The sequence below is a fragment of the Phytohabitans rumicis genome (genome assembly GCF_011764445.1).
Classification (GTDB): Bacteria; Actinomycetota; Actinomycetes; order Mycobacteriales; family Micromonosporaceae; genus Phytohabitans; species Phytohabitans rumicis.
In genome coordinates this window covers 2,357,424-2,370,097 of the sequence record NZ_BLPG01000001.1, presented here as the reverse complement: position 1 = coordinate 2,370,097, position 12,674 = coordinate 2,357,424, and the positions used below count along the sequence as shown (strand labels likewise).

The 12,674-nt window shown below is 72.7% G+C and carries 9 protein-coding genes; 5 read left to right on the top strand and 4 right to left on the bottom strand.

Going from position 1 to position 12,674, the window contains the following annotated elements:
• Positions 1 to 25 precede the first annotated feature (25 nt).
• The 3 genes from Prum_RS10085 to Prum_RS10075 all read left to right on the top strand — a co-directional run bounded on the left by Prum_RS10085 (position 26) and on the right by Prum_RS10075 (position 2,534).
• Positions 26 to 457, top strand: coding sequence for a cellulose binding domain-containing protein (locus tag Prum_RS10085; RefSeq protein WP_173075872.1), 432 nt, complete (start codon positions 26 to 28; stop codon positions 455 to 457).
• A gap of 127 nt (positions 458 to 584) precedes the next feature.
• Entirely contained in the window at positions 585 to 2,021 is a 1,437-nt protein-coding gene (locus Prum_RS10080; RefSeq protein ID WP_173075870.1) for an FAD-binding oxidoreductase, read from the top strand.
• A 15-nt stretch (positions 2,022 to 2,036) separates the two neighbouring features.
• Positions 2,037 to 2,534, top strand: a complete 498-nt coding sequence (locus tag Prum_RS10075) for a hypothetical protein (protein ID WP_173075868.1) — start codon at positions 2,037 to 2,039, stop codon at positions 2,532 to 2,534.
• A gap of 7 nt (positions 2,535 to 2,541) precedes the next feature.
• On the opposite strand, the gene Prum_RS10070 is transcribed toward Prum_RS10075, so the two are convergent.
• Positions 2,542 to 3,231, bottom strand: a complete 690-nt coding sequence (locus Prum_RS10070; protein ID WP_173075866.1) for a tetratricopeptide repeat protein — start codon at positions 3,229 to 3,231, stop codon at positions 2,542 to 2,544.
• Positions 3,228 to 4,946 carry an NB-ARC domain-containing protein gene (locus tag Prum_RS10065; RefSeq protein WP_173075864.1) on the bottom strand — a complete coding sequence of 573 codons (1,719 nt, stop codon included), beginning with the start codon at positions 4,944 to 4,946 and terminating at the stop codon, positions 3,228 to 3,230. The genes Prum_RS10070 and Prum_RS10065 overlap by 4 nt, the downstream gene beginning before the upstream one ends.
• A gap of 107 nt (positions 4,947 to 5,053) precedes the next feature.
• Between Prum_RS10065 and Prum_RS10060 the strand changes: the two genes are divergently transcribed.
• A complete protein-coding gene (locus Prum_RS10060; RefSeq protein WP_173075862.1) occupies positions 5,054 to 6,397 on the top strand; it encodes a hypothetical protein in 1,344 nt (447 codons plus the stop codon).
• Positions 6,398 to 6,531: 134 nt separating this feature from the next.
• Positions 6,532 to 8,715 carry an MMPL family transporter gene (locus Prum_RS10055; RefSeq protein WP_173075860.1) on the top strand — a complete coding sequence of 728 codons (2,184 nt, stop codon included), beginning with the start codon at positions 6,532 to 6,534 and terminating at the stop codon, positions 8,713 to 8,715.
• Positions 8,716 to 8,729: 14 nt separating this feature from the next.
• Here Prum_RS10055 and Prum_RS10050 read toward each other — a convergent pair whose 3' ends face one another.
• Together Prum_RS10050 and hrpB are read right to left on the bottom strand one after the other, a co-directional pair.
• On the bottom strand, positions 8,730 to 10,064 hold the full coding sequence (locus tag Prum_RS10050; protein WP_218577190.1) for a TolB family protein: 1,335 nt from the start codon (positions 10,062 to 10,064) through the stop codon (positions 8,730 to 8,732).
• A 118-nt stretch (positions 10,065 to 10,182) separates the two neighbouring features.
• The gene (hrpB, locus tag Prum_RS10045) at positions 10,183 to 12,591 is read right to left on the bottom strand and encodes an ATP-dependent helicase HrpB (protein WP_246277786.1); all 2,409 of its coding nucleotides are present in this window, start codon (positions 12,589 to 12,591) and stop codon (positions 10,183 to 10,185) included.
• Between the last annotated feature and the right edge of the window lie 83 nt (positions 12,592 to 12,674).

The following is a 12,674-nucleotide window of genomic DNA, read 5'->3' as shown; positions in this document are numbered from 1 at the left end:
CGGATACGTCTTAGGGGAGGAAGAAGTGCGTAATAACGCAATGCGGTGGCGATCACGGCTCGGCGCATTGGCCGGGCTGCTGGCTCTGCTTATCGGGGGAGCGGTGCTGGTCGCGCCTGGCGCGGCCTTCGCGGACACGGCGACCCTGAGCCGGCGGCCACTCGGCCCACATTCGTACATCCTTAACTTCACGATCACAAACGATACGAGCGCTCCAATAAACGGCTGGCGGATGGAGTTCGACCTTCCCCCGGGAGAGCTCGTCCAAGGGCTTTTCGCGTTCGATATCCGCGTCACCAGGGCCGACCCGCATTTCATCCTCGAGAACGCGAGGCAGATCGTGCTGGCCCCGGGCCAGTCGGCCAGCTACGGCATCGCCATCCTCGGCGACAGTTGGCCAATCAACTGCGTCACCCGCGGCACGCCGTGCAGCATCACGACGGCCGTGTCCTCCTGACGGGGCCTGGGGCCCCGCGCGCGGCGCGGGGCCCGTAGGGAGCTCCCGCACGCTTCGTGTACGCGAAACGCCGCCATCGCGTCGACGACGTGCGTAGCGTCGGTAGTGGCAGGTGAGGAGCGCGATCATGACCATCACCACGGCGACGCTCAGCGGCACGCGGACAGAGCTTCCGGACGACGTGCTCGACCAGTTCCGGGCGCAACTGCGCGGCGAGGTGCTGACCGCGAGCGACCCGGGCTTCGACCAGGTCCGCCCGGTGTTCAACGCCATGCACCAGGAAAAACCCGCGCTCGCCATCGAGTGCAGCGGCACGGCAGACGTCATCGACGCGGTGAACTTCGCCCGCGATCGCCAGCTCGCCGTGACGGTACGCGGCGGCGGGCACTCGGTCGCCGGCCTGTCCAGCCAGGAGGGCGGCGTCCTGATCGACCTGTCCCAGATGCGCGCCGTGGACGTGGACGTCGAGGAACGGGTCGCGCACGTACAGGGCGGCGCGCTCTGGGGCGACGTGGACCGGGAAACCCAGGCGTTCGGCCTGGCCACCCCGGGTGGAGTGGTCTCCGATACCGGCGTCGCCGGCCTGACCCTCGGCGGCGGCTACGGCTGGCTGCGCCGCAAGTACGGGCTCTCCTGCGACAACGTGCTGTCCGCGAAGGTCGTCTGCGCCGACGGGGTGCTGCGGACCGCGTCACCCGCCACCAATCCCGACCTGTTCTGGGCGATCCGCGGCGGCGGCGGAAACTTCGGCATCATCACCTCGTTCACGTTCCGGCTCCATGAGCTCGGGCCGATCGTCGCGGCCGCCACGGTCTTCTACCCGATGGACGCGGCCGAGCAGGTCCTCCGGCGCTGGCGGGACCACGTGGCGACGGTCCCGGACGAGGTGACCACCGAACTGGTCTGCGTCACCATGCCGGCTGCGCCGGAGCTGCCACCCGAGATCCACGACCAGCCGTGCGTCGTCGTCGCCGGCGTATACGCCGGAAAGGATCTCGACGCGGGCATGCGCGCCCTGCAACCCCTGCGCGAGTTGGGCACCCCGCTGGCCGACGCCTCACAACCGATGCCGTACTCCGTCATCCAGTCGGACTTCGACGCCTTCTTCCCCCGCGCCGCGTTTCAGGCGTACTGGAAGTCTGTCTACCTGCCGGACCTGACCGACGGGGCGATCGACGTCGTCGCGGCCAAGGCACGGCACCGGCCCACGCCGCTCACCCTGGTCAACCTCCTGCACATGGGCGGAGCCGTTGCCCGCGTCGGCGAGGAGGAGACCGCTTTCGCGCAGCGGCGGGCGCCGTTCATGGTGTCGATCGACGGACACTGGCCCGACCCGGCCCAGAACGCCGAAAAGATCGCCTGGGTCCGCTCGGCGTGGGACGACGTCGCCAGGTTCGGCACCGGCGAGGTCTATCTCAACTTCATGGGACTGGCCGACGAGGCACCGAGCACCAATGTGGACACCGCCTTCGGCCGCAATCTGGCCCGCCTCGCCCAGATCAAAGCGACGTACGACCCGGGCAACTTCTTCCGCAACAACAACAACATCACGCCCGCCAGCTGACTGGGGGATTGGTGCATGAACGCTCTGCTGAACTCGCTCACCGAAGCCGAGCTGGCCGTGGTGCGAGAGACCGACCGCGAGCGATTGGCCGAGCTGGACGAGGACGCGCTGGTGGAACTGCACACGCGGGTGCGGCGGACCCGAAACAAGTACGTCAAGCTCTACCGCCGCCAGGCGAGCACCCGGGTCGCCGAGGTGGGCGCGCGGGGCAAGGCGCGGCCGAAGAACCGCCGCAGCGCGCAGAAGGCGGAGGTCTTCGAGGACGCGCTGGCCCGGGTGAGCCGGGCACTCGCGACCGCGGCGCGGCGCAGCGCCGCGGAGTTGCGGGCCGAGCGGATCGCGGCGGCGCGGGAGCAACGGGGTACGGCGCCGCGGCCGGCTGCCCGGCCCCGATCGGAAACGGTGGCACCGCAGCGCACCGACCTCAGCCCGATGTCACCGGCGCTGCGCAAGCGTCAAGCGTCCACGTTGGCGAAGGGAGCACGCCGCCAGGCCCGCCGCGATACCCGCTGACCGTGCTTCATGGGCGGGCCGTCGGTTCAGCGTCGATGGCTGCCAGTTCGTCGCGGGCTTTGGCGGCGAGAGCGAGGCCCAGTTCGCGATAGATAGTCAACGCCTGGGTGCAGAGGCGCCGGGCGGTTTCCATGTCTCCGGCGGCTCGGGCGACCTTGCCGAGACCGAGCAGGTTGTGCGCTTGGCCGCGACGGTAGCCGATCTTGGAGGACAACTCGTACGCGTTGTGGAACCGGATTCGGGCGGCGTCCAGGTCCCCCGCGTGGAGCGCCACCTTGCCGAGCCCGCGTTCGTCTTCCGCCTGTCCGAACTCGTAGCCGAGGCGGATGTCGTGGGCGAGGGCCCGCTCGAACAGTTCCCGCGCGCGATCGAGGTCGCCGAGACGGTTGTGGATGGCCGCCATTCCCCACGTCGCGTAGGCGTGACCACGAGGATCACGCAGGCGGGCGAACGCGCCGGCGGCCTCCTGGTAGCGGTGGAGGGCGGACCGGTTATCGCCGGTGATCCGCGCGATGTGGGCGATACCCAGTACCGCGGTGGCTTCGCCAGCCTCGTCACCGACCGCGGCGTACCGGTCGCGAGCCTCCTGGTAGTGCGCGAGCGCGTACTCGAGTTCGCCGAAGGTGAGCCGGGCGAGGTCGGCCAGCCCGAACGCGGCCTTGGCCTGCTCGGCCAGGTCGCCGCGGGCCTTGCTCACCCGATGCGCGTGGGCGTACAGGCGGCGGGCGTGCTCGTAGAAACCGAGGACGGAGAGCTTGCCGGCGGCGTCCAGCCCGACGGAGATCGCATCCTTCGCGTGGGAGTCGACGCAAAAGGCCACGAGGTTGTCGCGTTCCGCGGCGAGCCAGTCCGGTGTCTTCTCGTCGACCACGTGCTGGTACCAACCGTTGAGCCGCCGGTTGGCCGCCTCCCGGGCCGCCGGGTCGACGTGCCGCAGGGCCTGTGCACGGGCGAAGTCCCGCACCAGGTCATGGCACTCGAACCCGGCCTCGACGTCGGTGCCGGCCACCGGCGCGAGGAGGTGATGCTCGGCCAGCGCCCGAAGCAGCGCCCGCGCGGCCGTTTCCCCGGAATCGGCGAGACGGGCCAGCGCCGGCGGGCGATAGCACGGGCCGGGATGCAGACCCAGCAGGTGTACGGCACGCACCTGCGCGGCGTCCAGGCGGGCCATCGAAAGGTGTAGCGCCCCTCCACTCCGGCGCCCTCGGGGCTCAACTCGGCCAGCCGGTTGGTTTGACCGAGCTCGGCGACGAGGGCGCTCAGTGGGGCGGCCGGCTCCCGGCGGAGGCGGGCGGCGACGATCCGTATCGCCAGGGGCAGGTGGCCACACAGCCGGACGATCCGCCGTACCTCCTCCGGGTCCTCGGCGCGGTGTGTACCCGCGACGCGCAGGAGCAGTTCCTCCGCCTCGACGGGGCTCAACACGTTCAGGAAGATTTCTTCGGCCTCGGGCAGTGCGGTCAGCCGGCGCCGGCTCGTGACGATGACCAGGCTGCCGGGCGCGCCCGGCAGCAGCGGGCGGACCTGGGCGCTGTCCACGGCGTTGTCGAGTACCACGATCGCCTTGCGGCTCGCCATGTGCGAACGCCAGCGCGCCTGCCGGGCCGCCACGCCGAGCGGGATCGCGCCGGCCGGCAATCCGGCGTCGCGCAGCAACTGCTCCAGGGCGGCCTCCGGCGACAACGGCGCGATACCGGCCGTGAACCCGTGCAGGTCGATGAAGAAGCCACCGTCCGGATACCGTTCCGCGACGTCCCAGGCCGCTTGGATGGCGAGCGTCGTCTTGCCGACGCCGCCCATCCCGCTGATCGCGTAGACGGCTGCGAACCGGCCGTCGGGATCGTGCCGAGCCAGCCGCGCGTGAAGGTCGGCCAGGGCCGCGTCCCTACCCGTGAAGTCCGGGATGCCGCCGGGGAGTCCGCGCCGCGCATGGTCGGCACCGGGCGGTTCCCAGGCCGCGAACCGCCCGTCGATCGCCTCCAGAAGCCGGGTGGCATCGTCGCGCCAAAGCCAGTCCGCCACGTGTCTGAGCGGCCCGCCGGTACGCGCGTCCGCCTCGATACCGTCAAGGATCCGGGTGACCAATTCGTCGGACAGCTCGCCGCAACTCACACCCCGCGGCGCCAGCGGCCGTACCCATTCCGCGACCGCGGCCCGCAGCTCCGTGGCTGTCGCCGCGCGGATTCGCCGCACCGGGCCGCTGGCCGCCAGTAGCGCGGTGCGCAGCCGCGCGGCTTCGTGCTTGGGTAGCCCGGCGCCCCCGACGGTGTCGGCCACCGCCTGCCGCACGACGCGACGCAGCGCCCGTCGCTGCGCATCACCCAGTACCAGCCGCCGGCCACCCGCGACCGTCCGGGTCGCGGCCTCGGCGGTCAACCATCCGACGACCGCGCCAACCAGATCTACCGCCACGACATCGCACCTCAGCACCCCGGCGACGGCACGCCGACCTCAGAGTAGGACGTGCCACCCAGGACCGAGGCTCGTCCGCCACGCGTTGGGTGGCGGATGATGTAGGCATGTCAGTCGGACAGCCTCGACGGGCTGCCGCGGGTGCGGTGATCGACCTCGGGGCGGTGCGGGATCCGCCGGTCCTGCCGGGCCGATCCTTGGCCAGCAGGCTGGAACGCTGGCGTACGGCCGCGGTGCTGGGCGCCGCGGCTGCGGTATTGGCCACGGCCGTGGCGGCGTCGCCGGTACGGGTCGCGCTGCTCGAGCAGACATTTCCCGGCGTGCCGGCCCGGACCGACCAGCCCATCGTCGCGGCCAGCGCCGACGGCCTCTACCTGGTGCGGGCGAGGGGCGCACAGGCCGGGCCGGGCGAGCGGACGGTCATCAGGTACGGCGTGGCCGGCGCCGTGCCGGCGTGGCAGGTCTCGGTGCTGACGTCCGGTGCGGTGTACGGCGCCAACGTCGTCGAGGGCACGCTGCTGTTGCACACCGGCGAATTCCAGCCGCAGACGATCGCGTTACGCGCCGCGGACGGCCGGTTTCTGTGGCGGCGTTCCGGCTCGTGGGTCCAGGCCGGCGCCGGTGAGCTCCTGCTGTCGTCCCGGGCACCCGGCGGGCGGATGGACACCTATCAGGCTGTCGCGTTGACCACCGGGCAGGCGCGGTGGGCGATGTCGGTGCCCTCGGGTGAGTGGGTGCTACCCGACCGGAGTCGCCTGGTCAGGTGGTCGGACCGCGGTCGGGCCGAGGTACGCGATGTGCGCACCGGTGCCGTGGTGAGCAGCGGCACGCTGTCGCGGGGCGAGAACGGGGCCGCGCCCGGCAGCGCGCCCGGGGTGCAGGTCGCCGGCGGGCTGCTGCTGGTCGCCGGCTGGGCCGGTGACCGGCCGGTGGCCACGGCGTACGGCCTCGATCGACTGGACCGGCGTTGGCAGGCGGACATCGACCTGTCCAGCGAGGCCGTCGACGGCTGTGGCGCTGAGTTGTGCGTCAGCGGGCGGAAGGGCCGCAGCGGCGTACGGATGCTGGAACGGGACACCGGGCGCACCCGGTGGGCCGACGACCGGTGGGAACAACTGAGCTATGCCGGATCCACCCTGCTCGGGTTCGGCAAGGCGCCCGGGCCCGCGCAGATCGCGGTTCTCGACGCGAACAGTGGCCGGCAGATCGCCGACCTCGGGCGGTGGGAGACGTCGCGGTCGATCGCCCCGGACGGGCGCATGTTAGGGGTGCGGACGGAGCCCGGCACCAGCCGTACCTGGATCGCGGAGCTGGATCCGGCCGCCTGGACCACCCGGGTGCTGGGGGTCGCCCGCGACGCCGTCGGCTGCCAGGCCGGTCCTGCCGCGGTCACCTGCCGCCGCACCGGGGGAGCCATCGGAGTGTGGTACCCCCGGCGCTTCGCGGCGTAGGGGCGTACGTCGAGGGGCGTAGTCGGGGTGTGGCGCGGGTAGGCGCCGGTACGTAGGCGGTGCCGCTCGTGGGCGGACGACGCGGGGCCGGCCGCCCGGAAGCATCGGATCCGTTATCCATGAAGGAGGATCCGATGACCGTCACCCTGCCCAGAACCCAGGAACGCCCGGCGCCGGCCCGTGCGCGGCCGGGCGTGCTCGGCCGTCTTGGCGGGTTAGCCTTCCGCCGGCGCGGGCGGGTGTTGCTGGCCTGGTTGGTGGGCCTCGCGATCGCGTTCGGGCTGTCGTCCATATTGGGCGGTGACTTCGCGGCCGACTACTCGGCGCCCGGCTCCGACTCGAAGCTGGCCCAGGATCGGCTGGCGCAGCGGTTCCCGGCGCGCGCCGGCGACAGCGTCGACGTCGTGGTACGCGCGAACACCCCCGTGACCGACGTGGCCGTACGCGAAGAGGTGGCCGCCCTGCTCGCCAAGCTGGCCGGCCTGCCTCATGTGGCCGGCGTGGACGACCCGTACGCGTCGCCCGGCGGCGTATCCGCGGACGGCCGGACGCTGCTGGCCAGGCTGAACCTCGACGTGGCGAACCCGGCGGACATGCCGGTCGCCGACACCGAGCGCCTCCTCGGGGCGGCCGAGGAGGCCAGCCGCCCGGGGCTGGAGGTCGCGCTTGGCGGGCGTTCCATCCAGGTGGCCGAGGGAAACGAGGTCGGGTCCGAGGGCATCGGCCTGCTGGTGGCGGCCGTCATCCTGCTGGTCATGTTCGGCACCGTGGTCGCGGCGGGGCTGCCGCTCGGCGTGGCGATCGCCGGGCTGGCGGTCAGCGGAACGCTCACCGGACTCGTCGCCGCGCTGCTCGACGTGCCCGATTGGGCGCCGGTGCTGGCCTCGATGCTGGGGATCGCGCTGGGCATCGACTACGCCCTGCTGATGGTGACCCGCTTCCGGGAGTGGCGCGCCAAAGGCCTGAACCCGGAGGACGCCACGGTGGCCACAATGGACACAGCCGGCCGGGCGGTGCTCGTGGCCGGCGGCACCGTGCTGGTGAGCATGCTGGGGCTGTTCGCGATGGGGCTGTCCTTCATGAGCGGGGCGGCCGCCGTCACGATGGTGGCCGTCTTCGTGGTGTTGGCCGCGGCGGTCACGCTCTTCCCCGCGCTGCTGGGCTACCTGGGCAAGTGGATCGATCGCTTGCGGGTACCGCTGGTAACCCGCAAGGCCACGCGGATGGGGCCGGCCCGCGGCTGGACGTGGTGGAACCGGTTGGTACGCCGGTACCGCGTCGTGGGCATGCTGGCCGGGGTGGCGGCGCTGCTCGCCTTGGCTGTGCCGTTCCTCAGCGTCAACTTCGGCTTCCCGGACGCGGGCAACGACGGCGCGGGCACGTCCAGCCGGCGGTCGTACGACGCGGTGGCCGAGGGCTTCGGGCCGGGTGCCAACGGGCCGCTGTTGCTGGTCGCCGACGTGGCCGTCGCCGCCCGCCTGGGTGCCGAGCTCTCCGAAACGCCCGGCGTCGCGGCGGTGTCGCCAGCCCAGCTCAACCCGGCCGGTGACACCGCGCTGATGACCGTGGTGCCGGCAACCGGGCCGCAGGACGCCGCCACCGAGGAACTCGTCCGCACCATCCGGGAGCGGGTGATCCCGGCCGCCACCGCCGGCACCGACGCCGAGGCGTACGTGGGCGGGGTGACCGCGACCGCGATCGACACCAACACCAACATCGCCAAGCGGCTCCCACTGCTCATCGGCGGCGTGGTGCTGCTGTCGATGCTTCTGCTGATGCTGGCGTTCCGCAGCGTCGTGATCCCGCTGACCGCGGCGGCGCTCAACCTGCTGTCGGTCGCGGCGGCGTACGGCGTGGTGGCGCTCGCGCTGCAGGGAGGCTGGCTCGGTCAGCTGATCGGCATCGACACCGCGACGCCGCTCGCCGCGTTCATCCCGGTACTGATGTTCGCGATCCTCTTTGGACTGTCCATGGACTACGAGGTGTTCTTGCTCAGCCGCATGCGCGAAGGCTGGGTCCGCACCCGGGACAACGGTCGCGCGGTGGGCGACGGACTCGCCAGTACCGGACGGGTGATCACCGCGGCGGCGGCCATCATGCTCGCGGTATTCGCGGCGTTCGTGCCCAGCTCGGACATCGCGGTCAAGGTCTTCGGCTTCGGCATGGCGGTGGCCATCCTCATCGACGTCACCGTGGTGCGGATGCTGCTGGTGCCGGCCGCCATGCACCTGCTCGGCCGGGCCAACTGGTGGCTGCCCGCGCCGCTGGAGCGCGTGCTGCCGCAGCTCCACGTCGAGGGCCGGCCGGACACCACATAGAAGCCGGGCCGCTGTCAGCCGATGTCCCGGGCGAACACGTCGTACCGGTCGTTGGTGTCGTCCGGGACAAGGTTGGCGGCGGCGGTGGTGAACACAATGGACCGGCCGTCCGCGCTGATCTTGGCCAGGTAGATGCTCTCCGTCTCGGATTCCCAGCCGGGGTTCAACGGAGTGACCCGGGTGGTGGTGCCGGCTAGCCGGTCCCGGACGAAGGCGCCCGCCAGCCCGTCGCCGCCGGCTGGGGTCAGGTTCGAGGCGTCGGAGTAGAACAGCACCCATCGGCCGTTGGCGCTGATGCTTGCCCCGCCGGCGAATCTGTCCGGTTGCTCGCCGGTGCTCGACACGCTGACCCGGGTGGTACTGCGAGCCCATCGGTCGTGTACGTAGATGTCTGGGGTGTCGTTGGTGTCGCCGCCAGCGAGATTCGCAGCGTACGACTCGAACGCAATGTACCGGCCGTCGGCGCTGATCACCGGGTCCACGTTGTAGGCGTTGGCCTGCCCGCCAGAGCTTGAGACGCTGACCCGGGTGGTCGTGCCGGCCAGCCGGTCCCGCACGAGGACGTCGGTGTTGTCGTTCGTGTCACCCCGGACCAGGTTGGCCGCGTCGGTGGCGAAGGTGACGAACCGGCCGTTGGCGCTGATCGCCGCGTCGTCGCTGATGCCGTCGGCCTGCCCGCCGGTGCTGGACACGCTGACCCGGGTGGTCGTGCCGGCCAGCCGGTCCCGCACGAAGACGTCCATGGCCTCGTTCGTGTCACCCCGGACCAGGTTGCCCGCGGAGGAGGAGAACGTTATGTACCGGCCGTCGGCGCTGATCGCTGGGAATCGGCTTTCGTAGTCCGCGGGTACTTCGGAGCTCGAGACGCTGACCTGGGTCGTGGTGCCGGCCAGCCGGTCTCGCACGAAGATGTCCGGAATGCCGTTGATGTCCCCAGGTACCAAATCGGCGAAGGAGCCGAAGGCGACGTAGCGGCCGTCGGCACTGATCGCCGGACCGTAGCTGTCCCCGCCGCCCTGCTGGCCGGTGCCGGACACGCTGACCCGTTCGGTGGTGCCGGCCCGCCGGTCCCGCACGAAAACGTCCAACGCGCCGTTGGTGTCCTGCGGTACGAGGTTCGATCCGAAGGAATCGAAGGCCACGAACCGCCCGTTCGCGCTGATCGCCTGGAACGCGCTGTCACCGTCGGCCTGCCCGCCGCCGGTGGAGACACTGACCCGCTCGATCCCGGCGCCGCGCGGCGATGCAACCACCGCGGAGTTGCCGCCCGCCACCACGGCGATCACGCTGGCCGCCGCCAGCGCCGGACCCATCCTGCTCCGCGTGCACAGCATCGGACTTCCCTTCACGTTCGACAACGTGACCAGGGTCCGGAGCCACCGCAACAGATTCACCGTCCTCTACGGCGCAGGCGCGGAACAAGGCATGCACAGTGCCGCGCTTGCCCGCGCGCAATCCGACATCCGATCAGCGCGCGGTGGTGGGATCCTCGGGCCACGCGTGACGGGGGTACCGGCCGCGCAGCTCGGCGCGTACCCGCGGATATCCCGTACGCCAGAAGGATTCCAGGTCGTTGGTGATCGCGACCGGACGGCCCGCGGGCGACAGCAGATGCAGCAGCACGGGCACCCGTCCATCCGCGATCACGGGTGCCTGCTGCCAGCCGAACGCCTCCTGCACCCGCAGCGCCAGCACGGGCGCCTGCGGATCGGCGTAGTCCACCCGCAGCCGCGAACCGCCGGGCACCGGGAGGCGCTCCGGCGCCACCCGGTCCAGCGCGGCGGCCTGCGGCCACGGCAGCAGCCTGCGCAGCGCGGTGACGATGTCGGCGCGTTCCAGATCGGCCCGGCGCCGTGCCGCGTGCAGCTCCGGACCCAGCCACTGCTCGGCCGTGCCGAGCAGGGCGTCGTCGGACACGTCCGGCCACGGCGCGCCCAGCGCGTGCCGGCAGAACGCCAGCCGCTCGCGCAGCGCACGCGCGTCGCGGCCCCACCGCAGCAGCGCGAGGCCCTCGCGGCGCAGGCCGTCGGCCAGGGCGCGGTCGAGCGCGTCGCGGTCCGGGTCGCGCAGCGGCCGTTCGACCAGCGTCACCGCACCGAGCCGCTCGAATGCGCGGGCCACGACGTCGCCGCCGGACCAGGCCACCTCCTGGCCCCGTGTCAGGTGGTCGGCGCCCGCCACCCGGGCGGTCGCCTCGTCGATCGCGGCGGCCACCCGGATCCGCGCCGCGGGCCGACTCTGGTCGCGGTCCGCGGCGGCGATCGCCAGCCACGCCGCGCCCGCCAGCGCCGACCCCGGCGTCAGGTCCGCCGCGGTCCCACTCACCATGAGGTACGCCGTGCCGCCCGGCTGCCGTGCCCGGGCCAGCCTTTCCGGGTACGCCAGACCGACCACCAGCCCGGCGGCCAGATCGTCGGGCAGGTCGGTCCTCGACCCGTCGCCGGCTTCGGCGCGCAGCCGGCGTACCTCCGTCTTCCAGTGGTGGTCGGCGCTGGAGCGCTGCTGGCGCCACGCCGCGACCAGATCCTCGCCCGGGACCTGGTCGGTGAGCAGCGCGACGACCTGCGCGGCGCGGTCCGCGCCGACCATGGGGGCGCCGTCGAGCAGTGCCCGCGCCAGCCGCGGGTGCGCGCCGACGGCGGCGATGGCCCGCCCGCGCGCGGTGACCCGGCCGCCGGCGTCGACGGCGCCGAGCGCGCGCAGCGTCTGGAACGCGACCTGCATCGCGCCCGCCGGGGGTGGGTCCGGCAGCGCCAGCCCGGCCCCGTCCGGATGCCCCCAGCAGGCCAGGTCGAGCGCGAAGCCGGTCAGGTCGGCCACCGCGATCTCGGGCTCGGGCTGGGCCGGCAGCCGGTCGTGCTGGGCCGGCGACCAGCAGCGGTAGACCGCACCGGGCGCCTCCCGCCCGGCCCGGCCGGCGCGCTGATCCGCCGTCGACCGGGACACCGGCACGGTGACCAGCGTGCCCAGCCCGCGGGCGTGGTCGGTGCGCGGCACCCGGCTGAGGCCGGCGTCGACGACGACCCGGACGCCCGGCACGGTCAGGCTGCTCTCCGCGACCGCGCTGGCCAGCACGACCCGCCGGCCCGTGCCCGGCCGCAGCACGGCGTCCTGGGCGGCCGCGTCCTGGCGGCCGTGCAGGGTCAGCACGGTGGCCCCGCGCAGCCTGGACGCGACCGCGGCGATCTCGCCGGCTCCGGGCAGGAAGACCAGCACGTCGCCGTCGTGGTCGGCCAGCGCCCGCCGTACCGTGGCGGCGACATGGTCGAGCAGCCGCGGGTCGACGCGCAGGCCGTGCGGCGCGTTGACCGGCCGGGGCGGCGGTGCCCACACCACGTCGACCGGATACAGCGCCTCGTCGGCGGTGATGATCTCCTCGGTCCGCAGTGCCCGGGCCAGCGCCGCGGTGTCGGCGGTCGCCGAGGCGGCGAGCAGCCGCAGGTCGGGCCGGAGCGTGGCGCGTACGTCGACGCAGAACGCGAGGGCGAGATCCGAGTCCAGGTGCCGCTCGTGGCACTCGTCCAGGATCACGGCGCCGACGCCGGGCAGCTCCGGGTCGCGTTGCAACCGCCGGACCAGCACACCGGTCGTGACCACCTCCACCCGGGTGGCCGCGCCGACCCGGCGATCCCCGCGTACGGCGTAGCCGACCCGCCCGCCGACCCGGTCGCCCAGCAGGGCCGCCATCCGGCGCGCCGCCGCGCGGGCGGCGACCCGGCGCGGCTCGGCGACCACGATGCGGCCGGGTATGCGGTCCATGAGCGCCAGCGGCACGATCGTGGTCTTTCCGGTGCCCGGCGGCGCCACGAGGACGGCGGCACCTGCGTTCCGCAGGGCGTCGCCGATCGCGGGCAGGACCTTTTCGACGGGCAGCACCCCGCCATCCTGCCGCACCAGGGCCGGCGGGTCGGCGACTCGAAGCGGAATCGAAGGGGAATCGAAGCGGGTCGTTCTATGTT

What these genes read in the sequence shown, in the direction of transcription:
- Prum_RS10055 (WP_173075860.1), top strand. Translation starts at nt 6,532, where the DNA reads ATGACCGTCACCCTGCCCAGAACCCAGGAACGCCCGGCGCCGGCCCGT.
- Prum_RS10080 (WP_173075870.1), top strand. Translation starts at nt 585, where the DNA reads ATGACCATCACCACGGCGACGCTCAGCGGCACGCGGACAGAGCTTCCG.
- Prum_RS10060 (WP_173075862.1), top strand. Translation starts at nt 5,054, where the DNA reads ATGTCAGTCGGACAGCCTCGACGGGCTGCCGCGGGTGCGGTGATCGAC.
- Prum_RS10075 (WP_173075868.1), top strand. Translation starts at nt 2,037, where the DNA reads ATGAACGCTCTGCTGAACTCGCTCACCGAAGCCGAGCTGGCCGTGGTG.